We start from the raw sequence: 23,960 nt of genomic DNA on the forward strand, positions 1-23,960 counted from the left end.
GTTCCCCCCCCCTCCCCCCCCCCCCCCCCCCCCCCCCCCCCCCCCCCCCCCCCCCCCCCCCCCCCCCCCCCCCCCCCCCCCCCCCCCCCCCCGGGCCCGGATCGCGCGGTACGGAGCAGGGCGGACGGCAGAAAGCCGTCGGGCGGGGCGACACCGGCGTGTCGCCCCGCCCGACGGCGGTGGCAGGTGATCTCAGGCGGTCCGGTCCGGCCGGGCGGAGGGCTCGCCGCCGCCGATGCCGGTGCCCGGGCGGGGCTGCGGGGCGTCAGCGGGGTTGGCGGGTGCGGCGGCGGGCTCCGGCGGGGAATCGCCCTCGCGCATGGCCGCGGTCTCGGCCTTCAGGATGCGCAGGGACTTGCCGAGTCCGCGGGCCATGTCGGGCAGCTTCTTCGAGCCGAACAGCAGGACGAGCACCGCCACCACGATCAGCAGGTGCCAGGGTTCCAGACCATTGCGGAGCATCTCGGCTCACCGGGCCTTTCGCAGTGGGGGAGGGCTCGGGCGGACAACCGAAAGTCTCGTATTGACTGAAAAGTCAGTCAATGGCGGCACCGGTCAGCCGGCGGGTCTCCGGGTGGAGGCCGCCGAGCTCCGCGGTGATCGCCTCGTCGAGCAGCCGGCGCGCGTGGTCCAGGGGGAGCGAGCCGCTGAGCCAGCGGACGCTGAGCCCCTCCAGCAGGGCCGTGAGGCGTTCGGCAGAGGCGGCGTGAGCCGGGGCGGTCCCGGTGGGGTGTGCGCGGCCGAGCAGCTCGGCGATCTCGTGGACCCAGGTGTGGGTGGCCTTGGCCAGGTCCGTCCGGAGGTCGGCGTCGAAGACCGCGCTGGCTCTCAACTCGCCCCAGGCGGTGCTGTTCTCCCGCACCTCGGCGGTGTCCTGCAGCTCCAGCAGCAGGACCTGCGCCAGCTCGGTCACGGGGCTGTCCGCGGCCTCGCCGGGCGTCCACTGCGCGGTGTAGCGGTCGGCCCGTTCGCTGATGAACTCCAGGGTCTCGCGGAGGATCCCGGCCCGGTCGGCGAAGTGGTAGTAGATCAGCGAGGTCGAGACCCCGGCCTCGGCCGCCAGCTCGGCCACGCGGAGCCCCCGCACGCCGCGCCGGGTGATGACGCGCGTGGCGGCTCTGAGTATTTCTGTTCGACGGTCTGACACGAGTGTTCACTCTACTCGCACATGCGGGGTCGCGGGATCGTTTCCTGATTGAAACTTCAGGGCTCCCCTTCGGTGGGGTCGATTCAGGACATCCCTGCTCACAGTGGTTTTGGCGTGGGTCTGACGTGTCTTGGCGGGTCAGGCGAGGTCGCGAAGGGCCCGGGTCGGCCGATGGAGATCCAGCCGTTCCTCCATCTTGACTGAATTTTCAGTTCAGAGCAGGATGTGGGGCACCCCACACCTCCCGACCCCTCCAGGGAGTCCCATGAACACGCCCGTCCCCACCCGCCGCAGCCTGCTCAGGTTCGGAGCGACGGCCCTGCCGTTGGCGGCTCTCGGGGCCGCGCTCCCCGCGATCGCCCTCCCCGTGAGCGCCGAGGCCGCCACGGCCCCCTCCGGCGCCACGCTGCGGCTCCCGGCGGAGACCGACCGGCACACACGGACCTTCATGGCCTGGCCGGCCCTCTCCTCGGTCTGGCAGCAGCAGCTCCCGGCGGTGCGCCGGGACATCGCCAACCTCGCGTACGAGATCTCGCGCTACGAGCCGGTGGTGGTGCTGGCCCGCCCCGAGCAGGCCGCCGACGCCCGGTACACCTGCGGCTCCGGCGCCTACCACCCGATCGAGGTGGAGGAGATCGCCAACGACGACCTGTGGATCCGGGACTTCGGGCCCACCTTCCTCGTCGCACCGGGCGCGGTCGCCGGTGTCGACACCAACTTCAACGGCTGGGGCAAGACGGGCACCTCCTACTACCAGCCGTTCGGCAACGACGCCACGGCCGCCGCGACGCTCCTGGGCCGTTACGGCGTCGACCGCGTCCGGGCCTCCTTCGTCGGGGAGGGCGGCTCGCTGGAGACCGACGGCCAGGGCACCCTGCTGGCGACCGTCAGCTCGCTGGTCAACCCCAACCGCAACCCGGGGATGAGCCAGGACCAGGTGGAGCAGTCGCTCAAGGCGTCACTCGGGATCGAGAAGGTGATCTGGGCCCCCGGGCTGGCCGGCCAGGACATCACCGACTGCCACATCGACTGCCTGGCCCGCTTCACCGCTCCCGGCAAGGTCCTCCTGGACCAGCCCGGCCCCGGGGCCGACGCCAAGTGGGTCGCTGTCCACAACGAGACGAAGCAGGTGCTCCAGGGCGCCACCGACGCCCGGGGCCGCCGGCTGGAGATCACCGAACTGCCCGGGCCGGACCGCCGCCTGATCCGCGGGCGCGGCAAGGAGTTCCTCTCCAGCTACACCAACTACTACACCGTCAACGGAGCCGTCATCGCGCCACAGTTCGGCGACGGCTACGCGGACGGCGTCGCCTACGCGATCCTCCAGGCCGCATACCCGGACCGCAGGATCGTCCAGGTCGACATCGACACCATCGCGAGCGGGGGCGGCGGCATCCACTGCGCCACGCAGTCCCAGCCGGCCGTGCCCGCCGCCGGCTGAGTGCCGCACCCGGCCCCGTCGGGGACGGCCCGGACACCCGGCCGACCCGCACCGCTTCCACTGACCGAATTTTCGAACAGGAGACCTGTCATCATGACTTTCCGCATGCCGGCCGAGTGGACCGACCACGAGGGCTGCCTGATGGCCTGGCCGACCAGGGCCGAGCTCTGGGGCGGGACCTTCGAGGAGGTCAAGCAGGAGTACGCCCAGGTCGCCCGGGCGATCTCCGCCTTCGAGCCGGTGACGATGGTCGCCCGGCCCGGGCAGGGCGAGGAGGCCCGCGCCCTGTGCGGGGACGGCGTCGAGGTGGTGGAACTGCCCATCGACGACTCCTGGTTCCGCGACTCGGGGCCGATCTTCGTCCTCGGCCCCGAGGGCGAGCGCGCCGGGGTGGACTTCCGCTTCAACGCCTGGGGGCAGAAGCACCACCCGTACGACACCGATGACAAGATCGCCGCCCTGCTGCTGGACCGCCTGGGCGTCGAGCGCATCGACTCCCGGATGATCCTGGAGGGCGGCGCGATCACCGTCGACGGCGAGGGCACGCTGATCACCACCGAGCAGTGCCTGCTCCACCCCAACCGCAACCCCGGCATGAGCAAGGAGGAGATCGAGGCCGAGCTGGTGGCCCGGCTCGGCGTCACCACCGTCATCTGGCTGCCCTACGGCGGCCTGCTGGACACCGAGACCGACGGCCACGTCGACGGCGTCTGCGCCTTCGTGGCCCCCGGCAAGGTGGTGGTCCAGCTCCCGAGCGACCCGGGCCACCCCGACTACGACCGGATGCGCGCCAACCGCGCCGTGCTGGAGGCCGCCGTCGACGCCCGCGGCCGCAGGCTGGAGATCCTCGACCTGCCGCAGAGCGCCTTCGTCCGGGTCGACGGCAAGGAGACCGAGGTCGGCTACCTCAACTTCTACATCGCCAACGGCGGCGTCGTCGTCCCGACGGCCGGCGTCCCCGAGGACGAGGGGGCACTCGCCGTGATCGCGGCGGCGCTGCCCGGCCGCAAGGTCGTGGGGGTGCGCTCCCGGGTGATCGCCTACGGCGGCGGCGGTGTCCACTGCATCACCCAGCAGGTGCCGGCGGCCCGCCCCGCCCACTGAGCGGCGCGTCCACCTCCCCGTGGCCGGACGGCGGGCCCGCACCCCCACGCGCGCAGGCCCGCCGGTCCGGCGAACCCCCGCCACCCCCGTCACGCACGGAAGAGAGCACCCTCATGCCCGACCCCCGGAACAGGTCAAGAACCCCCGGACTCCCGCGTCGCCGGCCCGCCCTGGCCGCCGCCCTGGCCGCCGTCCCCCTCGCCGGCCTCACCCTCGCCAGCGCCTGCTCCGGCCCGCCGAAGGACGGCGGCACCGACGGCGGGACGGCCTACCAGCTGTCCGCCGGCACCCCGCCGGCCAAGGGCGATCTGGACTCCTTCACCTGGGCCGTGTACGCCGAGCCGCCCACGCTGGACTACATCTCGGCCTTCGACTACCCGCAGAACACCGTCCTGTCCAACGTGTGCGAGAGCCTGATGCGGTGGACCCCGCAGCTGACCCTGGCCCCGGGGCTGGCGGAGAAGGCCTCCAACCCCGACCCGACGACCTGGGTCTACGACCTGCGCCCGAACGTGCACTTCCACGACGGCGGCGTGATGACCGCCGACGACGTGGTCTACAGCCTCGGCCGGCAGATGAACCCCGACAACGCGGCCGCCTGGGCCCAGCAGTTCCAGAACGTCAGCAGCATCACCAAGACCGGCCCGCTCCAGGTCACCGTCAGACTCACCCAGCCCGACTCGCAGTTCAACCAGTACCTGGCCACCGCCGCCGGGGTGGTCGCCTCGAAGGCGGGGATCGAGGCGGCCGGCAAGGACTACGGCACCGGCGGCAGCCTCGCGTGCACCGGGCCGTTCAGACTCGGCACCTGGACCAAGGGCCAGTCGATCGAGCTCCAGCGCTTCGACGAATACTGGGGCACCAGGGCCAAGTCGGCCAAGGCCGTCTTCCGCTTCCTCACCGACCCGTCGGCCCGGGTCAACGCCCTGCTCAGCGGCGAGGCCGACGGCGGCTACCTGATCCCCACCGAGAGCTACGAGAAGCTGCGCACCGGCGGCGCGGGCACGCTCTACTTCGGCGAGGGCCTCAGCACCGTCAACGTCAACGTCACCACCATGCAGGGCGTGCTCGGCGACGTCCGGGTCCGCAAGGCCCTCTCGCTCGCCCTCGACCGCTCCGGCTTCGTCCGCACCGGCCTCGGCGGGGCCGGCAGCGTCACCGGCTCGCTGACCACCCGCGCCGCCTGGGCCGCCGCCCCCGAGCACGTCCGCGCCGAGGCCTTCGAGGGGCTCACCCCCACCACGCCGGACCTCGAACAGGCCAAGGCCCTGATCAAGGAGGCCGGCGCCACCGGGAAGACCCTCACCGTCGCCACCAGCCCGATCGGCCAGGACGTCTCGCTGCTCGCGACCGCCGTCCAGTCCGCAGGGGCGAAGATCGGCCTCGACGTCCGGCTGAAGACCATCGCGCCCAACGCCTTCACCGCCCTGTTCACCGACCCGAAGGCGCGCGAGGGCATCGACCTGTTCCCGGAGACGTACTACGACTCCATCACCGACCCGCTGGACCTGCTGGCCAACTTCCGGACCGGCGCCTACCAGAACTTCGCCTCCTACAGCGACCCCGGCTACGACGACCTGGTCAAGAAGGCCACGGCCGCGGGGGACTCGACCGAGCGGTTCACCCTGGCGGCCCAGCTCCAGAAGACCGCCTCCGAGCAGTTGCTCTGGATCCCCGTCGCCGAGTGGCCCACCGCCGTGTTCCTCAACAAGCGGATCACCGGCGCGCCCACCACCATCTCGTACCTGTACTACCCGTGGGCGGCCGATGTGGGGGCGGCCCGGTGAGTTTCCTGAGATTCGCCGCCCGGCGGCTGGCCGAGATGGCCGCCACCCTGGCCGGCGCCTCGTTCGTGATCTTCGGGGCGATGTACCTCGCACCGGGCAGCCCGGCGAGCTTCCTGCTCGCCGGCCGCTCGGCCTCCCCGGACGCCCTCAAGGCGGTCAACGCCCAGTACCACCTGGACGACCCCTTCCTCCTGCAGTACCTGCGCTGGGCCGGCCAGATCCTGCACGGCGACTTCGGCCGCTCGATCACCTACCGCACCGACGTCTCCCGGCTGCTCGCCGACCGGCTGCCCGCGACCCTGCTGCTGGTCGCGATGGCGCTGGTCCTCGTCCTCGCCCTCGGCCTGCTGCTCGGCTGGATCGGCGCCGTCCGCGGCGGCGCCGCCGACTCGGCCATCCTCGTCACCACCACCGTCGCCGTCGGTACCCCCTCCTTCGTCGCCGCCGTGCTGCTCCAGGGCCTGTTCGCGGTGAAGCTCGGCTGGTTCCCCACCGGCGGCACCGGCGACGGCCTCGGTCCGATGCTCTGGCACCTCACCCTGCCCGCGATCGCCCTCGCCCTCTACCTGATCGGCATGCTCGCCCGGGTCACCCGCGCCGCGATGCTCGACGTCCTCGGCCACGAGCACGTCACCGTGGCCCGCAGCCGGGGCGTCGGCGAGCACCACGTGGTACGCCGGCACGTCTTCCGCAACGCCCTGGGCACCGTCCTGACCACCGGCGGGCTCATCGTCTCCACGCTGCTGGTCTGCACCGTCCTGGTGGAGACCGCGTTCAGTGTCGGCGGCATCGGCCAGCTCCTCGAACTGTCCACCACCACGAAGGACTTCCCCACCGTGCAGGCCATCTCCCTGATCATGGTCGGGCTGTTCATGGCGGTGAACCTGGTCGTCGACCTGCTCCACCCACTGGTCGACCCCCGGGTCACCCTCGGAGCGAGGAAAGCCGCCGGATGACCGCCACCCTGCTGCGCCGGCCCGGTCTCGGCCGTGTCCGCACCGCCCGCGCACCGCTGCAGCTGCTCTGCCTCGGCTTCGTCGCCCTGGTCGTCCTGGCAGCCGTCCTCGCCCCGTGGCTCGCGCCCGACGCCCCGAACGCCGTCGACCTGGGCAACGCACTCGCCGGACCCTCCGCCGATCACCTGCTCGGCGTCGACGCCTCCGGGCGCGACACCCTCTCCCGCCTGGTCACCGGCGCCCGGACGTCCCTGCTCGGACCGCTCGGCGTGGTCGCCTTCTCCACCGTGGCCGGCGTCGCCGTCGGCGTCACCGCCGCCTGGCGGGGCGGCTGGCCGGACTCCGTGCTCTCCCGCAGCACCGAACTGGTCTTCGCCTTCCCCGGCATGCTGCTGGCGATCCTGATCGTCTCCGTCTACGGGGAGGGGCTGCTGGCCCCGGTCGTCGCCCTCGCCATCGCCTACCTGCCCTACGTCAGCCGCCTCACCCGCTCGCTCGTCCTCGCCGAACGCTCCCGCCCCTACGTCGAGGCCTACCAGGTGCAGGGCCACTCCGGCCTGCAGATCTGCCTGCGCCACATCGTCCCCGGCATCGCGCCGGTCGTCCTGGCGCAGTCCACCATCAACTTCGGCTACGCCCTGATCGACCTGGCCGGCCTCTCCTTCCTCGGGCTCGGCGTCCCCGCGCTCACACCCGACTGGGGCCGGATGGTCTTCGACGGCCAGTCCGCCGTCCAGCACGGCTACCCGCTGTCGGCGATCCTGCCCTGCGCCGCGATCGTGCTGACCGTCGTCGCCTTCAACGTCGTCGGCGAACGCTGGGCCGACCAGGTCGCCAGGAGGGACCGATGACCACCCTCGACATCCAGGCCTACCGCCTGCGCCTGCCGAACACCGCCCGGCCCGTCCTCGCCGGCGTCGACCTCACCGTGGAGGCCCGCGAAACGGTCGCCCTGGTCGGGGAGTCCGGCTCCGGGAAGAGCCTCACCTCCCGCAGCGTCCTCGGCCTGCTCCCCGCCGGAGCCGTCACCGAGGGCACCGTGCGGGTCAACGGTGACGACGTCCTCACCATGACGCCCGAGCAGTTGCGCCGCCTGCGCACCGGCACCGCCGCGATGATCTTCCAGGACCCGCGGGCCGCCATCAACCCGCTGCGCCGCCTCGGGGACTTCCTCACCGAGAGCGTGCGCCTCAGCGGCCGCCTCCCCGCCGGGGCGGCGCTCGAACGGGCCGCCGAGATGCTGGACGCGGTCGGCCTCCCCGCCTCCGTCCTGGGCCGGTACCCGGGGCAGGTGTCCGGCGGCATGCTCCAGCGGGTCATGATCGCGGCCGCCCTGATGGGCGATCCCGCGCTGATCCTCGCCGACGAGCCCACCACCGCCCTGGACGTCACCTCCCAGGCCGAGGTGGTGGCGCTCCTCGGCGACCTCCGGGAACGCTTCGGCACCGGGATGCTCTTCGTCACCCACGACCTGGGCCTCGCCGCCGCCATCAGCGACCGCGTCTACGTGATGTACGCCGGCCGGATCGTCGAGACCGGCCCCGCCGAGGCCCTGTTCGACCGGCCCCGGCACCCCTACACGACGGCGCTGCTCGCCTCCACGCCGCGCCTGGACGCCCCCCGGGGCAGGCTCGCCGCCATCGAGGGCCGGCCGCCGAGCCTGCGCGACGAACCGGCGGGCTGCCCGTTCGCACCGCGCTGCCCGCTCGCGACCTTCCCGTGCACGCAGGAGGTGCCCGCGCTGCTGCCGCTCCCGGCCGAGCCGGCCCGCCTCGCCGCCTGCCACCACAGTGACCGGACGGGGGAGGGGAGCGCCGATGCGTAGCCCGGACCTCGGGGCCGCGGCCCGTTCGAAGGGAGTGCCGCCGATGCGCAGGACCGTCCTGGAGGCGGTCGGGCTGCACCGCGCCTACGGGAGCGTGCAGGCCGTCGACAACGTCTCCTTCACCCTGGCCGAGGGCGGGTCGCTGGGCATCGTGGGCGAGTCGGGCTCCGGCAAGACCACCACCGCCCGGATCGTCGTCGGACTGGAACGGGCCGACTCCGGCCGGGTCCTGGTCCGGCGCCGGGACCGTACCGAGCACCGGCGCGGCCGGGTCCACCGGCTCGCGCGGGCCCGCGAGGTCCAGATGGTCTTCCAGGACCCGTACCTGTCGCTGGACCCGCGCACCAGCGTCGGCGCCGTGCTGCGCGAGACCCTCCGGCTGCACTTCCCCGAGGCGGACCACCCCCGCAGGATCGCCGAACTCCTGGAGCAGGTCGGCCTCGGCGAGCGGGAGGCCGGCGCCCTGCCCCGGCAGCTCTCCGGCGGCCAGCGCCAGCGCGTCGCCATCGCCCGGGCACTGGCGGTCGAGCCGGCCGTGCTCGTCCTCGACGAGGCGGTGGCCGCCCTCGACGTCTCCGTCCAGGCCCAGATCCTCAACCTGCTCACCGACATCCGCGAACAGACCGGCATCGGCTACCTGTTCATCACCCACGACCTCGGCGTCGTCAAATCCGTCACCGACGACGTCCTCGTGATGCGGCACGGGCGGATCGTCGAGTCCGGCCCGACCGCCGAAGTCCTCGCCCGCCCCCGCCACCCCTACACCCGGCTGCTGCTGGACTCCGTCCCCAGGCCGGGCTGGGACCCGAGGTCCATCGCCGCCGCCCGCCGCGCGCTGTAGCAGCCCCGTACCCGGGTCCCGGCCGTCGACGCCCCCACGGCGGCGGTCCGGACCCGCCTCGATTCGCCCGATCGGCGGCGCGCGGGCTCACCGGCACGCCCCTCGCCCGCCCCTACTGTCGGGTATCGCCCGTTTCGGGGTGCATCCGCATGAACGAGGGGACCTGCCGTGAGTGACCGCTTCCCGTCCCGCCGGGCAGTGCTGTGTGCGGGGGCGGCCGCCGCCGCCCTCGCCCTGCTGGAGGGGTGCGGCTCCGACACCGCCCCCGCCGACGGGAACGAACCGTCCTCGGCGGGCACCGGCGGAACCGCCGGTCCGGGGACGGGGCCGGCCGGCACGGCTCCGGTGACGTACGCCATGCCGGCCGAGTGGCTCCCCCACACCAGGACGTTCATGGCCTGGCCGGCCCTCGAAGAGGTGTGGGGCAGCCAACTGCCCGCCGTGCGCGAGGACATCGCGCACGTGGCGCAGGCCGTCGCCCGCTTCGAGCCGGTGGTGCTGATGGCGCGCCCGGACCAGAGCGCCGAGGCCCGGCAGCTGTGCGGTTCCGGCGTGGAGGTGATCGACCTGCCGGTCGACGACCTGTGGGCCCGTGACACCGGTCCGGCCTTCGTCACCGGCCCGGGCGGACTCGCCGGCGTCGACCTCAACTTCAACGGCTGGGGCAACAAGCAGACCCACGCCGAGGACAGCCAGGTCACCCGCAGGCTCCTCGACCGCTACGGCATCCGGCGCTTCCAGGCGCCGGTCACCGGAGAGGGCGGCGGCATCGAGGTCGACGGCGAGGGCACCCTGATGGCCACCGAGAGCTCCTGGGTCAACGAGAACCGCAACCCGGGGAAGAGCCGCGAGCAGATCGAGGGCGCGCTCAAGGACCTGTTCGGCGTCCGGAAGGTCATCTGGTTCGCCGGCGTGGCCGGGCAGGACATCACCGACTGCCACATCGACGCCCTGGCCCGGTTCGCCGAGCCGGGCGTGGTGGTGATCCACCGCCCCGGGCCGGACACTCCGCCGGACATCTGGTCCCGCGCCTCCGACCAGGCGCTGGAGGTGCTCCGCGGGACCACCGACGCCATGGGCCGCACGCTGCGGGTCGTGGACCTCGCCGAGCCCGACCTCAGCGGCGTCCCGGACCCCGGAGAGGACTTCCTGGCGACCTATCTCAACTACTACGTGGTCAACGGAGCCGTCATCATGCCCCGGTTCGGGGACAAGGCGTCCGACGACCGCGCGGCCGGGGTCCTGGCCGACCTCCACCCCGGGCGCGAGATCGTGCCGGTGAGCATCAACGCCATCGCCGCCGGCGGCGGGGGCATCCACTGCTCCACCCAGCAGCAGCCGGAGGCCGCCGCCTCCGCCTCCCCGGCGACCCCGTGACAGGGGGGCGCGCAGCGCCGGGCGGCGGCTCAGTGCCCGCCCGCTCCGGCGGCGAGCCCGAGGACGAGCGCCCGCATCACGGGCGCGGGGTCGATCCGCGCGCCGAGGGACTGGAACGCGGCGAGCCCGTCCGTACCGGCGGCCGCCGCCTCACCCAGAGGCCGGGGGTCGAACCCGCCGCCGCGCTCGTCCGCGAGCACCTGGAACAGCGTGACGAAGCACTCCCGCCACCGCCGGTACTCGGCCTCCAGGCTCTCCCGCACGCGCTCGTCGTTCACCGCGAACCAGTGCAGGGCGGAGTGCACCCGGGCCAGGTCCCCGGCCTCCGGCTGCGCCAGCATCGCGACGACGCGCTCGGCCCGTTCGGCGAACGTCCCCGGGCCGGCGACCGCCTCCTCCAGGGGGGTGATCCACTCCGGCCTGATGGTCTCCACCACCGCGACGATCAGGTCGGTGCGGTTCCGGAAGTGGTAGTGGCACATGCCGTGGGTCACCCCGCCGAGGGCGGCCACGTTGCGGGTGGTGAAGGGCACCGAGCCGTCCCCGGCGAGCAGTTCGCGTGCGGCGGCGAGCAGCCGTGCCCGCGTCTGCTCGCCCTTCGCCGAGGCGCGTGGGCGCCGGGTGCCGGTACCGGTCGCGGACTCCCGGGCCGCCGGGTCGATGGGGTGGGAGTCCTCAGCGCGCGTAGCCATCCGGAAACTCTAGCGAGCCCGCGCCGGTGACGGTGCGACAGCGGGGGCGGGGCCGGACCGGACCAGCCTTGCGCAAAGTATTGACCGAGCGCTTGGTCAGTTTTAATGTCATGGCCATCACGTGGAAGCACCACGGCTGGTCAGAAGAGGAGGCCGAGAGATGAACGGTCGGAGTGAACCGCACGTCTCGTCCGGCAGAGCGCCGGCAGCGCTGGGACGAAGGAACTTCCTGGTCGCGGCCGGGCTGGTCACGGCGGGCACCGCCTGGGCGGCGAACGGCGCCGTCTCCGCGGTGGCCGCGGTCGGAGGAACCGCCACCGCGGCCGGCACCTTCGCGGTGCCGATCGACACGGTGGCCCACACCCGGACGTGGATGGCCTGGCCGGACGACCCCGCCATCTGGACCGGTCGCCGCGGCGGCCGCCGCGGCGGAACGACGCCCTCGGTGGCCCAGATCCAGGCCAACATCGCGCTGGTCGCCAACACCATCGCCAAGTACGAACCCGTCCACCTGTGCGCCAACCCCGCCGCGGCCGCGGCCGCCCGGCGGGCCTGCCCGGGCGCCAACGTCACCGTGATCACCACCGTCCCGGTCAACGACTGCTGGATGCGCGACTCCGGCCCGGTCTTCCGCACCGACGGGCAGGGCGGCCTCGACGCGATCGGCCTCAACTTCAACGGCTGGGGCGGGAACCAGACCTACACCAACGACGGCAAGGTCGCCGCCCGGGTCGCCGCCTACGCCGGAGTGCCGTTCACCGCGGCAGGCCTGGTCGGCGAGGGCGGCGCCATCGAGACCGACGGCGCCGGCACGCTGATGGCCACCCGGAGCAGCATCCTCGTCCCCAACCGCAACCCGGGCATGACGCAGACCCAGGCCGAGAACGCGATGAAGGCCGCGTACGGAGCCAGCAGGGTCATCTGGTTCGCCGGGGTCGCCGGCCAGGACATCACCGGCGACCACGTCGACGCGACCTCGCGCTTCCTGGCCCCGGGCAAGGGCCTCGTCCAGCAGCCGAACGCCACGGACGACCCGTCGGACGTCTGGACCAAGGACGAGATCAACCAGTACAACGTGCTGTCCTCGGCCACCGACGCCCGCGGAGTCCGGATCCAGGCCACCAAGCTCGGCGGCCCCGACTACTACACGATCCGGCAGAGCGACCCGGCGTTCGTCGGCTCCTACGCCAACTACTACGTCTGCAACGGTGCGGTGATCGCCGCCCAGTTCGGGGACTCCCGGGCCGATGCAGCGGCGAAGGCGAAGCTCCAGTCGCTCTTCCCCGGCCGCGTCGTCGAGCAGCTGAACATCGACTACATCGGCCTGGGCGGCGGCGGCATCCACTGCGTCACCCAGCCCCAGCCGGTCGCGTAGGCCGGTCCTCCCCGCGGCGGTCCCTTGCGGCCCGTGGTGCGGCGACAAGGGGCCGCCGCGGGCGCGTTCGGCCGAGATCGTCTCCGGCCGCGCCGGAAGCAGGCGCACGGGGCGGCATCGCCCTGTCGAATTCCGGTACGGCGGGTCAAGGCGACGCGGTAATTCGGCCAGCCGGAATCCAATTTCCTGACGCGCAATCACCTGTCCGAAATGCGAGCGGCGGGGGGAATGCGTCGCACCACGGGCGCGGGCCTCGTCCGGTCGCTGTACGAGACGGTAGGGTCACGGAACCGGGAAATAACACCGGGAAATAACAATTGCCTCCCGAAGGCTGTCCGGAATTCCGCCGGGGGCCTAGGCTGCGGCGCGTGTCGATATTTCGAAGACTTCGCGCTTCCGGCCCGCGTCTGCTGCCGGAACTCGACGACGTCAGACTCGGCCGCGTACGGCGGCAGCTGAATTCCCCCGGGATACCGGGCCAGGACGGCATTCAGATCGACCAGGTCGAGCGGCTTCTCCAGGAGGCCGGTACGGACTGGGACCGTCGCGGGCACCGATTCGCCGTGCTCGCCGAGGCCGCGGCGCCCTCGGGGCTGGCCCGCACCTGGCGGCTGCGCCGCGCGCGCAGCGCCGACTCGCTGGTATTCGAGGCGTGGGTCGAGCTGGTGCGCGGCCGGCACGCGGGGCGGATGGAGGACCCCGCGGCCGCCGCCGACCACTGCCACCGCGCCGCCGAGGCCCTCCCCGACGACCCCACGCCCTGGGTGGTGCTGCTGGGCGTCCTGCGCCAGACCCGCGCCGACTCGCGCGAGCTGTTCGCCGTCTGGCACGAGGTGACCTCGCGGGACCCGTGGAACCGGGAGGCCCATCTGCAGATGCTGCGCTACCTGTCGCCGGAGGAGTGCGGTTCGCGCAGCGGTCAGCAGGAGTTCGTGCACGCCGTCCGGGCCGGGGTGCCGTCGACCGCGCCGGCCGTGGGCGTGGAGCTGACCGCGCTGGTCGACGAGCACGCCCGCACGCTCGCCCGGGGCGGCGTCGAGGGGCTGCTGGTACGCCGCCAGTGGGCGACCCAGCGGGCCACCGGAGCGCTGGACGCCGCCCTGGCCGGCTGGCTCCGCCCCGGTCAGCTCACGCACGCGGCCGCCCGCGCCGACCTCAACCTGCTCGCCTACGCGCTGGTCCAGGCCGGCCGGGTGCGCGAGGGCGCGGCGACGTTCGACCTGATCGGCGACACGGTCACGCCCTGGCCCTGGGCGCTCGACGGCGACCCGCTCCGGCAGTTCGGCTACTGGCAGTCCAAGGCACTGGCCTGACACGCCGTCGGCCGTGGGGGAGTGACCCCGGAGATGCGTCAGGGATCCGCGACGGCCTGGATGCCGGTCATGGCGACGAGGAGTCTGCCTGATCGATGGCCGGGTGCTCCGGGCGGTCGTCACCGTCCGGAACACCCACCGGCCACCGCGCCGCAGCCGGCCTACCTGGCGAGTTCGACCGGTTCGTCCAGCCGTGTCAGCTTCTGCGGGTTTCTCACCACGTAGATCCGGGTGACCCGCCCCTCCTCCACCACGAGGCTCACCGTAGACGGCTCGCCGTCGATCTCGATCCGGCCCGCCGGCGCGCCGTTGAGCCACACGGTCGTCGTCTCGAACGCCGCCACCACCCGGTGGGCCCGCGCGAGCAACGGCGCCACCAGTCCGGCCCCGTGAACCGGAGCCAGAGCGGCAGCCACCAGTCCGCCACCATCGGCGACCATGACGACGTCCGGCGCCAGGACGTCCATCAACTCCTGCAACTGCCCCGTGCGCAACGCGAACAGGAACCGCTCCAGCACGGCCCGCTGCTCCGACCGGCTCACCCCCGTGCGAGGCCGCCGGGCCGCCACGTGCTCGCGTGCCCGCCGCGCGATCTGCCGTACCGCGGCCGCGGACTTCCCGACGGCCTCGGCGATTTCGCCGTACGGCAGCTCGAAGACCTCGCGGAGCACGAACACCGCCCGCTCCGCCGGCCCGAGCGTCTCCAGCACGGTCAGCATCGCGATCGAGACGCTCTCCGCCAGTTCGACGTCCTCGGCAACGTCGGGACTGGTCAGGAGCGGTTCCGGCAACCACTCGCCGACGTAGTCCTCCCGCCTGCGCGACAACGTCCGCAGGCGGTTGAGCGCCTGCCGCGTGACGACCCGGACGAGGTACGCCCGCGGATCCCGCAGCTGCGACCGGTCGACGTCGGCCCACCGCAGCCAGGACTCCTGCAGCACGTCCTCCGCGTCGGCAGCCGACCCGAGCATCTCGTAGGCGACGGTGAACAGCAGACGGCGATGGGTGACGAACGGATCCTCGGTCATGCCGTTTCCGCGACGTCGGACTTCTCCTGGCGCTTTGCCAGCGGAATCGCGCAGGCGTCGCCGAAGCCCTGCGACGCGACCCCGTTCGCGTTGTTGTTCCTGGTCGCCATGTTGACGAAGGCGATGTAGGCGGTCAGCTCGACCATCGCCGCCGGGCCGAGCCGCTCCAGCAGACCCGCGTACAGCTCGTCGGTGACGGTCGGCGGCGTGTTCGTCATGGCCTCGGCGTACTCCAGCACGTCCCGCTCCAGCGGCGTGAACACCTCCGACTCCCGCCAGCGCGGCACCTGGCTCGCCTTGGTCAGGTCCAGGTTCTGGTTCTGCGCCTGGAAGTAGCCGACGTCGAGGCACCAGCTGCAGCCGACCTGAGCCGCGACGGCCATGTGCGCGAACGACTTGAGGCTCGCGTCGGCCGCATCCCACTCGCTCAGCCTGGCCGAGAACTCCAGGTTGGAGGTGGCCACCCCGGGGTTGTGCCACACCACCTCGACGGGCTCGGGCACGGCACCGAGCTGCTTGATCATGTTCTCGCTCATCTCGGTGGGGAGCTCCGCCTTGGGAATGCGCAGTGTCATGATGTTCCTTCCGTCGGACTGTCTGACATGAAGACACCGACACCCCCTCGCATGTGACAACGGAGGCCGGGGAGCGACCCGGTCCGCCGGTCCGCCGGTCCGCCGGCATGGCGAAGCGGCCGACGCGCGTACATCCGGGAAGGGTCCGGCCCGGCGGTGGTGGCGGTCGCCGCTGCCGCCGGAGCTCATGCCCAGGACAGGGCCGCGCGGGTGCGCCAGTAGGCCTCGGCGGGCTCGGCGAGCGGGGCGAGGCCGGCCAGCCGGTCGGGGGTGAGGCCGAGCCCGGCGGCGGTGAGGTTCGACGCCAGCTGCGCGGGGGTGGCCGCCCCGGAGAGCACGATGTCCGCCCACGGCTGGGCCGCGGCCGCGGCCAGTGCGAGGGCGTCGCAGGACGCCCCGGTCCGGGCGGCGAGGGCACGCAGCGGGGCCGTCTCGGGCCCGGTGGCGTTGCGGTCGGCGAGGCGCCCGTTGGCCATGCCCTCCTTGACCACCACCAGCCAGCCCGCCGCGTGGGCCTCGGCCAGTGCGTCACCCGCGGACGGCTCCAGCAGGTTCCAGGTCGACTGGACGGCGGCGAACAGCGGCCGGCCCTCGGCCGTCACCTCCAGCGCCGCCCGGACGGTCGCGGCCTGGGCCGGGCCGCTGGTGGACAGGCCCACCCGGACGCCCTCGGCGGCCAGCTCCGCCAGCCGGGCGTGCAGCGCGGCATCGGTCAGCGCCGGGCTGTCCGGGGTGACCGAATGCACCAGGTACACGTCCAGCCGCTTGCCCAGCAGCTCCCTGGTCTCCTTGATCTGACGGTCGAACACCGTCGTCGAGTGCTCCTTGACCTCGTGCACCGGCACCCCGGAGGCCTGCCAGCCGGCGGTGTAGGTGTAGCCCCACTTGCTTCCCACCGTCACCTCGGCGGCGGCCTGCGGCCGGGTGTCCAGCCACTCGCCGACGAACTCCTCGGCGCGGCCGTACGACCGGGCCGTGTCGAAGTACCGGACCCCCGCCGCGTAGGCGGCGTCGAGCAGGGCGTGCGTCCGCTCGCGCAGTGCCTCGACGGTGCGCTCGGCCGGCAGGTCGAGGTCGCGCCCCAGCGTGATGTAGCCGGGCCTCCCGACGGCGGCCGTGCCCAGGCCGAACCGCGCGAGCGACGGGGCGGCGGCGTGGCCGGTGGCGGGTGCGGTCGGCATGGTGAGGGTCCCTTCGACGGTTCCGGCGGGCGGCGGCGCGCGCCCCACGGACTGAACCCTAGACGGGCCGCCGGGGACCCGGCGGACGGCACCGGGCCGCGGGCGCACCGGCGCCCGCGGCCCGTGTGGCGGCCCGGCCCGGCCGGTCAGACCCGGTCAGACCCGGTCGGCCGCGATCAGGACGTACTGGAAGGAGCCGTCCTTGTAGGAGTTGATGAACGCCTCCTCGATGCCCGTGACGAGGGAGGAGGTGGCACGCAGCTCCCAGTAGGGCAGGGTCGCGGGCGTCAGGTCGATGACGGCCTGCGGTACGAGGCGGTTGTCCGCCATGGCGCGCAGGTACTCGCGGCGGGAGTGGATGTTGCACTCGAAGTGCGCGTTGATCTGGGAGACCCACTTCGACGGCTGCCCGTAGGCGGGGTTCCAGCAGCCCGTGATGGTGACGTACCGGCCGCCGACCTCGAGGATGCGGGAGTGCTCGGCGAACAGGTCGTGCAGGTCGACGTACATGCTGGACTCGTTGTTCCAGGAGCCCGCCACCCGGCCGGTCTCGAAGGGCATGTCGAGCATGTTGCAGACCTGGGCGCGGACGTGGTCCTCGATGCCGAGCTCCCGGGCGCGCCGGTTGCCGAACTCGGCCTGCTTGGCCGAGAGGGTGACGCCCTCCACCTTGCAGCCGAAGCGCCGGTGGGCCATGACGCTGGAGCCGCCGCGGCCGCAGCCGGCGTCCACGAGGGTGGCGTCGCGACGGACGGCGCCCAGGTGGTCCAGGAGCACCTCGGCCTGCGCGGACTCCAGCCGGTGCAGCTCGGTGATCACCTTCTTCTCGCGCTCGCTGTCGTCCGGGTCGCCCAGCGAGGCGTGGTCGACGTCACCGATGCCGTAGTGGTGGTGGTAGAGGCCGTCGACGTCACCGAGGCGCAGGTTCACGGGCCGGGCCTCATGGTCCCAGTACCGGGCGATGTCGCCCTGGTAGGGAGTGGCCGGGCCGGGGAGGGAGACGGTGGTCGCGGCGGGGAGGTCGGTCGTCGTCATGGGATGAGCTCCTTGGTTACCAGAAATCGGGAAGGCTGTAGCGGTAGGTGTTGGTCTGGTGCCAGTAGTGGTTGCCGTCGATCCACACGGCCACGCCGCGCAGGAACCGCACCAGGGACGGCGAGGGCCAGGCGGCGGCCAGGGCGGCGGCCTCGGCCTCGAAGTCGTGCATGAGGTCGTTGTGCACCTCGACCGCCTTCAGGTAGGCGTCGCGGTCGGCGAGGTCCTCCTGCTCGGCGAGCACCACGGGCAGGTTCAGGTGCCGGCCGGGGCCGGCCAGTTCCTTGGTGTAGGAGTACAGGTCGTTGACGATCGTCGTGGCGTTGGACGCGAGCGCGATGACCCGTTGCAGGGCGGGCAGGGCGTGGAGGTCGGCGGGCAGTTCGTAGCCGCCGACGGTGTCCGTGATCGTCGGGCAGGGGCGGAAGTTGTTGAACTGGCGCATCGCCAGGTACTCCCACACCGCCGGCACGTGGTCCGTCTCGGCCCAGGCGGCCTCGGCGAGGTACCCGAGGTGCAGGCGGGCCATGTCGTGCCGGAACCGGTCGGTCTGGGCCGGCGTGGCCGCGCGGGTGAAGTAGTCCATGGCGGAGCGGTAGGCGCGCCGGGGGGCGTCCTCGTGCAGCGACTCCGCCCAGGCCGGCTGGTACTCCCGCGTGGTGTGCACGGGGTCGAGAGCCGTGTGCGCCAGGAGGAGGCGCCCGCCGAGGCCGATCGGCGAGCCCCCGTGGTCCTCGCAGTAGCAGTCGTCGACCGCGTTCTCGGCGGCCATCAGCCGGGCGGCGATCATCAGGTGCTCGATGTCCGGCGCGTCGGGATGGCAGGCGACCATGTAGCGGCCCACCGAGAAACCGTCGAACTGGTCCTCCCACTCCGGCGGGTAGAGCTCGACCTCGTCCTCCGCCCAGGCCTTGATCCGGCGGCCGACCTCCGCGGAGCGTTCGGCGTCCGGCTCGGGCACCGGGTGGTGGTACAGGCCCGGGATCGGATCGCCGGGCTTCGGGCGCCCCTCGCGCCGCCCCGGGTGCAGGCTCGCCGTCCCCAGGCCGCTGGGGCCGCCGAGGATCCTGTCCAGGGCCGTACGGCTCATGACCGTACCGCCGGGGTCTCCCCGTTGCCGGTCTCCACGCTGTTCCCGGATCTGGTGTCCGCGGACATGGAAGTGCCTCCCTCTGTGAAGGACTGGACGTCGAAGAAGCGCATGCGATGACGCGCCGTCACCTGGCATGGCAGGAAAGGGATCGCCGCATCGGGCGTCCCTTGTCGCTTGCTGATCAACGGTAGGCGGGGCGGCGGGCCCCGCGGCGCTACGGAGTGTTCTCTGTACCCGATAGGGTGAACGTTCGGGACTCCCAGGTTTGAAGCGCACGGCTCCGTCCGCCGCTCTCCGCGGCGGAGCGGCCGGGCCCCGGGGCTGGGGTCCGTTGCGAAAGCGCTGGTGCGGTCCGGCCGCAATTTGCTGACCGAGCGGGGCTCCGGCCACGATCTCGTGCATGGTTTCGGTGGTGCAGAACGTGGCGGTTGACTGTGCGGATGCCTATGAGCTGGCTCGGTTCCGGAGCGAGGCGCTCGGTTGTCCGCTGCATCCGCGGAGCAAACCGGGTGACGTGGAGACCGCGGTGACCCTGTCGGAGGGCCCGCTGCTGTACTTCAACCAGGTGCCGGAGCCGAAGACGATCAAGAACCGGATTCACCTGTGCCTGCGCCCCGAGACCTCGCGCGACGAGGAGGCCGAGGCGACTGCTGAGCCTCGGTGCGACCCTCGTCGCCGATCGCCGGGAGCCCGATGGTGCCGGCTGGGCCGTCCTTGCCGATCCCAGCACACCTGACTACCAGTTCTGTGCAGCACAGTCGCAGGTCAGCGCCGACGACAGAGCCCCGCCCGGCGCTTGGCCGAACGGGGCGTTTTGCGCGCCCTTCTGCGAGACCAGGTCGACCTGGCAGGCCGTCGCCTGGACCCGGACGGCTGGGACCGCCCACTGGACGAATACACGGCCGAAGCAATCAGCGACTACCTCGCCTGCCGGCACGAACGCTGGCCCAACAGCACCAACCCCCACCTGCTGATCACCCGCGATACGGCCACCACCACCGCGCCGGTCGGCACGTTCTGGCTGGACCGGCTCGTCCAGCCGCTGCCCGTCGCCCTCGACCGGCTGTGACAGGACCGCATCCTCGAAGAGGCCGCCGCTACAGGCGCCGACCCCCTCCGCCTCGCCCATAACTTCGCCCCGGGCGGCAAGAGCAGCCTGCGTTACACCCAGGCCGTCGTAGCATCGGCGGCCGAAACGGCATCGGGCTCGGGGACAAAGTCGGCAGATGCCAGAGGGCGGAGATGAGACGTCGGCACGGAGCGGCCTGACCTCGGACTTGATCAGGTCCGCGAGACGGTGAGCCGCCCGCCCGGGCTGGCGCTTTGCCGGGCATCCGGATTCTGGAGGGGACGGGTCAAGCAGCGGTGCCGCACCAGGTCCGATCGCTCGGCCGGAGTCAGCCTCCACGGTTTGCCGAGGATGTCCTGGTCTGAGTCGGGCTCCTCGTCGACGTTGAAGCGGAAGGCGGTATCGGTGAGGTAGTCGCGGCGGAAGTCGGTTTTCCACTGCGAGTTGTGGCCCCAGGCCAGCGACCCGTCGAACGTCTCCCGGTAACGGCGCATGAATACGTCATGGAGCGGTGACTGGTCCGCGATTCCCGCGACCAGGTGCTGGGCGCCGGCACGCACTGTCACGCCGGTGCGGCTGAACAGCATCTCCCCGAACATCAGGCCCGGCCAGACCGTCCCGTTGATCTCAACCGGCGCCTCCGGGAGCTCGTGCTGCGCGACGTGGACGACCTCGTGGAAGAACGGTTCGAAGGCGACGTCGCCGATCGGGGCCATGCCGAGCCGGGAGAAGGCAGCCAGGTACTGGTCACGGGTGACATGCGGCCAGCGCTCAGGCTCGTGGATGTCGTGCGCCCAGGGGATCTCAGAACCCGGAGGCAGCAGCGGCTGGAACTTGTAGATCAGGGCGTCGCTGACGCGGCTGAGCGCGTACGCCGTCTCCAGGGGATCGCCGAACTCGTACTCGGTCCGTGTCCATCCGCCGAAGGCGGCCAGCGGCGCGAGGGCCTCCCGGACGGCATCGGCGTGCTCGTCCAGCCACGGATCTACTACGGCGAGGAAGACGTCCATACCCTCGTACTCCTCCACGGTGTGGAAGAGTCGGCGAACGCGCAGTGCGGGGATCACGCAGTGCAGCCTAGACAGCCTCGCCCGCGCGGTCGACGGGGTTTCCCGTGAGGCGATTCAGGATGCCTGGTCGGTCAGCCTCGCGCCCTGCGCGTACCGCACACCGACGCCAACACCATCAGATCAAGTTCAGTACCTCCCTCGCGGCCGAGGCTTTCGGCCAACCCCGGTGCTTGTTTGTTGACCCTGCCGACTACGGCCTCGGGTTCGTGCATCGCAACCTTCAGAAATCGCGAACCCACGGAAGATCCAGTTCTCCGCGTTCTACTGTGCGCCCGGCGAGGACGGTGCCCACGAGAAGGGCGGGGTGGAGCACGAGGGCGGGCGGTTCCGCCGCAAGCACCTGGTCCCGCCTCCTGCGGTCGACTCGCTGGCGGAGCTGAACGAGCGTCCAGCCGCGATCGACGTCGCGCAGGACGCACGGCACATCCACGGCCGACCGACCTCGATCGGGTTCGACTTCGAGGCCGAGCGGGACCGGCTGCGGCCGCTGCCGGCGGACGGCTACGACTGCGGGATCGACCTGACACCGACGGTCGCGCGCAACTCCCGGATCACGGTGCGGCAGTGCTACTACTCGGTACCGGCGAAGTTCATCGGCACCAAGGTGCGTGTCAAGCTGCGGGCGAACGAGCTGTGGGTGTTCGACGGGCGCAAGGTCGTCGCCCGCCATCCCAGGCTGACGCGCCGCTACACCTACCACGACCTCTTGGACCACTACCTGGAGATCCTGCTGGTCAAGCCCGGCGCGTTCGCCGGGGCCTCCGCGCTTGCGCAGGCCCGCGCGGAGGGCGGCTTCACCAAGGTCCACGAGGCGTTCTGGGCCGCGGCCAAGCACAAGGCCGGCGACCGCGAGGGCACCCGGATGCTGATCGAGGTGCTGCTGCACCGCCAGCTCCCGCCGGAGGCGCTGGTCGCGGCGATGGAGACCTGCCTTCGCATCGGGTCGGTCTCCACCGACCTGGTCGCCATCGAGGCCCGCAAGGCGATGGAGGGCACCGACGCCGACGACGCGGAGCTCCTGGCCGGCGCCGATGAAGAGGCCGCGGACGGCTCCACGGCCCCACCCGCTCGCGCCGGGGCCCAGGTGATCTCCCTGCACGCCCGCCGTCTGCCGCCCGACCCACGCCCGGCACTGCCCGACATGAGCAAGTACGACCGGCTGCTGAGCCCGGTCGCCGGCCGCGACAGCCAGACCCAGAAAGGCCACGGCGCGCAACGCACTCCACACCATCGCCCTCGTCCGAATGCGCTACTGCGACCGGACCAAGGACTACGTCGCGCGACGCACCACCGAAGGCATGTCCAAGAAGGACATCCTGCGCTGCCTCAAACGCTTCATCGCCCGCGAGGTCTACAAGCACCTCACCCGCCCATCGACCACGCCAAACCTGCTCCTCCAGACCGCTTGACGATCTATAGGAGCTTCAGCCCCTCATCGCCGCCTTCACCCAGGAGAACGGCATCGTCAACGCGCCTCTCCTGTCCGACTACAGAATCAGCAACGGTGGCACTGGTGCCACCATGGATTCGGGTGCCAGGCTCCTGGCAGACCCCCGTCGAGGTGTCCTAGCGTCGATCCCATGAGAACCAATCGCCGTATCAGCGCTGTCGCGGTGCTGACGCTCGCCGCCCTCATCACCGGAACCGGCGCCGGGTTCGCCGCCACGACCACACCATCGGCCACACCGGTGGCCACGCACGCGTTCGACACCGCACCGGCCACGGCCACCGCGCCCACGCCGTCCTTCCAAGGCACGCTCCCCGCGCCGACCGGCCCCTACGCCGCCGGCGAGGACATCATCCACCTCACCGACACGAGCCGCCTCGACCCGTGGGTGCCGTCATCCGGCCCCCGCCAACTGACCGTCACGATGGTCTACCCGGCCGTCCCCGGGACCGGGACGCCGGCCCCTTACATGACCCTCGCCGAGGCAGCCGGAATCACCGAGCGCCGGAAGATGCCGGCGAGCTACGGCGTCACCCCGCAGGCCCTTTCCAGCGTCACCACTCACGCCTTCGACGGCGCGCGGCCGCAACGCGGCAAGCATCCGCTGGTGGTCCTCTCAGCCGCGTCCGAGAACCCGCGCATGATGCTCACCTCGCTCGCGACCGACCTGGCCAGTCACGGCTACGTCGTCGCGCTCGTCGGCCACACCTACGAGGACAGCGGCGAGACGCTGGCGAACGGCCAGACGCCGCCGTGCGCGATCTGCGACCACCCGGAAACGATCGACTTCGACGCCGAAGCTGTCAGCCGTGGGCGGGACGTGTCCTTCGTGATCGACCAGTTGACGCATGGCAATACCGCGTGGCGCCTGGCACACCTCATCGACAAGCACGAGATCGGCATGGCCGGACACTCCCTCGGCGGAGCGGCGGCGGCCGCCACGATGATCGCCGACCCGCGAGTACGGGCCGGAGTGGACATGGACGGCACCTTCCACCCGGTCCCGATGCCCGGCCAGATCAACCGGCCCTTCCTCATGCTGGGTAGCGACGGCCACACGCCCGGCAGCGGCGACGGCATCGTGGGGCGGGCCTGGGCAGCCCTCGGCGGCTACAAGAAGTGGCTGACGGTCGCCGGCGCCGACCACTTCAGCTTCTCCGACCTGGACGTGCTTCAGGAGCAGGCCGGGTTCCCGACGGGGCCCCTCTCCCCGGAACGCGGGGTGGTGATCACCCGCGAGTACGTGACGGCGTTCTTCGACCAGACGCTGAAGGGGATCCACAGTCCGCTGCTGGACGGCCCCTCGCCGAACAATCCGGAAGTAGCCTTCCAGTCCTAGTGCAGTGCCGCGTTGATCCTTCGGGGGTTCATGCGGCTTTGAGTGGGCTGCCGTCGTAGGTCCGGCGGTAGGGCTTGGCGTCGTGTTCGTCGTAGGCCAAGACGAAGGTGTCGATGGCCGCGGCCAGTTCGTCGCGGGAGGCGAACTGGCGCTGATCACCACCGCGTTCGCACCGGGGCATGGTGCCTGTTCCACCGGGCCCGGTCTACCTGCCAGCGGCCAGCAGAAGCCGACCTGCCGACCCGAGATGCTGTCCGCCCACAGG

At 72.1% G+C, this 23,960-nt stretch carries 21 protein-coding genes and 4 pseudogenes; 15 read left to right on the forward strand and 10 right to left on the reverse strand.

Translation table 11 applies throughout. The features are described from left to right. Positions 1-192: 192 nt before the first annotated feature. Both tatA and ACZ5WK_RS38935 read right to left on the reverse strand, forming a co-directional pair. The gene (gene tatA / locus ACZ5WK_RS38930; protein WP_465555104.1) at positions 193-462 is read right to left on the reverse strand and encodes a Sec-independent protein translocase subunit TatA; all 270 of its coding nucleotides are present in this window, start codon (positions 460-462) and stop codon (positions 193-195) included. Positions 463-535: 73 nt separating this feature from the next. Further along, positions 536-1,147 (reverse strand): TetR/AcrR family transcriptional regulator, encoded by a 612-nt coding sequence (locus tag ACZ5WK_RS38935; protein WP_465555106.1) that lies wholly within the window; start codon positions 1,145-1,147, stop codon positions 536-538. A gap of 265 nt (positions 1,148-1,412) precedes the next feature. Here ACZ5WK_RS38935 and ACZ5WK_RS38940 point away from each other — a divergent pair, with 265 nt between their 5' ends. From ACZ5WK_RS38940 to ACZ5WK_RS38975, 8 genes are all read left to right on the forward strand, one after another. Continuing rightward, a complete protein-coding gene (locus ACZ5WK_RS38940) occupies positions 1,413-2,588 on the forward strand; it encodes an agmatine deiminase family protein (protein ID WP_465555108.1) in 1,176 nt (391 codons plus the stop codon). 93 nt (positions 2,589-2,681) lie between these two features. Beyond that, a complete protein-coding gene (locus ACZ5WK_RS38945; protein ID WP_465555110.1) occupies positions 2,682-3,692 on the forward strand; it encodes an agmatine deiminase family protein in 1,011 nt (336 codons plus the stop codon). A gap of 113 nt (positions 3,693-3,805) precedes the next feature. After that, a complete protein-coding gene (locus tag ACZ5WK_RS38950; protein ID WP_465555112.1) occupies positions 3,806-5,479 on the forward strand; it encodes an ABC transporter substrate-binding protein in 1,674 nt (557 codons plus the stop codon). Continuing rightward, the gene (locus ACZ5WK_RS38955; protein WP_465555114.1) at positions 5,476-6,435 is read left to right on the forward strand and encodes an ABC transporter permease; all 960 of its coding nucleotides are present in this window, start codon (positions 5,476-5,478) and stop codon (positions 6,433-6,435) included. Before ACZ5WK_RS38950 ends, ACZ5WK_RS38955 begins: the two co-directional genes overlap by 4 nt. After that, positions 6,432-7,286 carry an ABC transporter permease gene (locus ACZ5WK_RS38960; RefSeq protein ID WP_465555116.1) on the forward strand — a complete coding sequence of 285 codons (855 nt, stop codon included), beginning with the start codon at positions 6,432-6,434 and terminating at the stop codon, positions 7,284-7,286. The genes ACZ5WK_RS38955 and ACZ5WK_RS38960 overlap by 4 nt, the downstream gene beginning before the upstream one ends. Beyond that, positions 7,283-8,260, forward strand: a complete 978-nt coding sequence (locus ACZ5WK_RS38965; RefSeq protein ID WP_465555118.1) for an ABC transporter ATP-binding protein — start codon at positions 7,283-7,285, stop codon at positions 8,258-8,260. The genes ACZ5WK_RS38960 and ACZ5WK_RS38965 overlap by 4 nt, the downstream gene beginning before the upstream one ends. A gap of 43 nt (positions 8,261-8,303) precedes the next feature. Then, positions 8,304-9,101 (forward strand): ABC transporter ATP-binding protein, encoded by a 798-nt coding sequence (locus ACZ5WK_RS38970; RefSeq protein WP_465555120.1) that lies wholly within the window; start codon positions 8,304-8,306, stop codon positions 9,099-9,101. Between the two features lie 168 nt (positions 9,102-9,269). Continuing rightward, positions 9,270-10,478: an agmatine deiminase family protein gene (locus ACZ5WK_RS38975; protein WP_465555122.1), complete on the forward strand. Its 1,209-nt coding sequence runs from the start codon at positions 9,270-9,272 to the stop codon at positions 10,476-10,478. 29 nt (positions 10,479-10,507) lie between these two features. On the opposite strand, the gene ACZ5WK_RS38980 is transcribed toward ACZ5WK_RS38975, so the two are convergent. Beyond that, entirely contained in the window at positions 10,508-11,170 is a 663-nt protein-coding gene (locus tag ACZ5WK_RS38980) for a TetR/AcrR family transcriptional regulator (RefSeq protein WP_465555124.1), read from the reverse strand. A gap of 160 nt (positions 11,171-11,330) precedes the next feature. Here ACZ5WK_RS38980 and ACZ5WK_RS38985 point away from each other — a divergent pair, with 160 nt between their 5' ends. After that, positions 11,331-12,545, forward strand: a complete 1,215-nt coding sequence (locus tag ACZ5WK_RS38985) for an agmatine deiminase family protein (protein WP_465555126.1) — start codon at positions 11,331-11,333, stop codon at positions 12,543-12,545. Between the two features lie 368 nt (positions 12,546-12,913). Further along, entirely contained in the window at positions 12,914-13,858 is a 945-nt protein-coding gene (locus tag ACZ5WK_RS38990) for a hypothetical protein (RefSeq protein ID WP_465555128.1), read from the forward strand. Between the two features lie 161 nt (positions 13,859-14,019). Here the strand turns inward: ACZ5WK_RS38990 and ACZ5WK_RS38995 are convergent, their stop codons facing one another. The 5 genes and pseudogenes from ACZ5WK_RS38995 to ACZ5WK_RS39015 all read right to left on the reverse strand — a co-directional run. After that, positions 14,020-14,886 (reverse strand): RNA polymerase sigma-70 factor, encoded by an 867-nt coding sequence (locus ACZ5WK_RS38995; protein WP_465555130.1) that lies wholly within the window; start codon positions 14,884-14,886, stop codon positions 14,020-14,022. Then, on the reverse strand, positions 14,883-15,461 hold the full coding sequence (locus ACZ5WK_RS39000) for a carboxymuconolactone decarboxylase family protein (protein ID WP_465555132.1): 579 nt from the start codon (positions 15,459-15,461) through the stop codon (positions 14,883-14,885). The genes ACZ5WK_RS38995 and ACZ5WK_RS39000 overlap by 4 nt, the downstream gene beginning before the upstream one ends. Before the next feature lie 185 nt (positions 15,462-15,646). Next, positions 15,647-16,642: an aldo/keto reductase gene (locus tag ACZ5WK_RS39005; protein ID WP_465555134.1), complete on the reverse strand. Its 996-nt coding sequence runs from the start codon at positions 16,640-16,642 to the stop codon at positions 15,647-15,649. 156 nt (positions 16,643-16,798) lie between these two features. Further along, positions 16,799-17,677: a geranyl diphosphate 2-C-methyltransferase gene (locus tag ACZ5WK_RS39010; RefSeq protein ID WP_465555136.1), complete on the reverse strand. Its 879-nt coding sequence runs from the start codon at positions 17,675-17,677 to the stop codon at positions 16,799-16,801. A 16-nt stretch (positions 17,678-17,693) separates the two neighbouring features. Then, positions 17,694-18,758 (reverse strand): annotated as a pseudogene (locus ACZ5WK_RS39015) (family 2 encapsulin nanocompartment cargo protein terpene cyclase); the annotation flags it as partial. A 412-nt stretch (positions 18,759-19,170) separates the two neighbouring features. On the opposite strand from ACZ5WK_RS39015, the pseudogene ACZ5WK_RS39020 reads away from it, so the two are divergent. Together ACZ5WK_RS39020 and ACZ5WK_RS39025 are read left to right on the forward strand one after the other, a co-directional pair. Next, positions 19,171-19,555, forward strand: a pseudogene (locus ACZ5WK_RS39020) (VOC family protein); the annotation flags it as partial. 29 nt (positions 19,556-19,584) lie between these two features. Further along, entirely contained in the window at positions 19,585-19,839 is a 255-nt protein-coding gene (locus ACZ5WK_RS39025; protein ID WP_465555142.1) for a hypothetical protein, read from the forward strand. A 212-nt stretch (positions 19,840-20,051) separates the two neighbouring features. Here the strand turns inward: ACZ5WK_RS39025 and ACZ5WK_RS39030 are convergent, their stop codons facing one another. Then, positions 20,052-20,849, reverse strand: coding sequence for a hypothetical protein (locus ACZ5WK_RS39030; RefSeq protein ID WP_465555138.1), 798 nt, complete (start codon positions 20,847-20,849; stop codon positions 20,052-20,054). A gap of 364 nt (positions 20,850-21,213) precedes the next feature. On the opposite strand from ACZ5WK_RS39030, the pseudogene ACZ5WK_RS39035 reads away from it, so the two are divergent. The 3 genes and pseudogenes from ACZ5WK_RS39035 to ACZ5WK_RS39045 all read left to right on the forward strand — a co-directional run. Beyond that, a pseudogene (locus tag ACZ5WK_RS39035) lies at positions 21,214-21,585 on the forward strand (Mu transposase domain-containing protein); the annotation flags it as partial. A gap of 532 nt (positions 21,586-22,117) precedes the next feature. After that, positions 22,118-22,318, forward strand: a pseudogene (locus tag ACZ5WK_RS39040) (IS110 family transposase); the annotation flags it as partial. 171 nt (positions 22,319-22,489) lie between these two features. Then, on the forward strand, positions 22,490-23,695 hold the full coding sequence (locus tag ACZ5WK_RS39045; protein WP_465555140.1) for an alpha/beta hydrolase family protein: 1,206 nt from the start codon (positions 22,490-22,492) through the stop codon (positions 23,693-23,695). Positions 23,696-23,723: 28 nt separating this feature from the next. Here the strand turns inward: ACZ5WK_RS39045 and ACZ5WK_RS39050 are convergent, their stop codons facing one another. Beyond that, on the reverse strand, positions 23,724-23,876 hold the full coding sequence (locus ACZ5WK_RS39050) for a hypothetical protein (RefSeq protein ID WP_218206587.1): 153 nt from the start codon (positions 23,874-23,876) through the stop codon (positions 23,724-23,726). Between the last annotated feature and the right edge of the window lie 84 nt (positions 23,877-23,960).

Source organism: Kitasatospora sp. NPDC032757 (genome assembly GCF_055579305.1).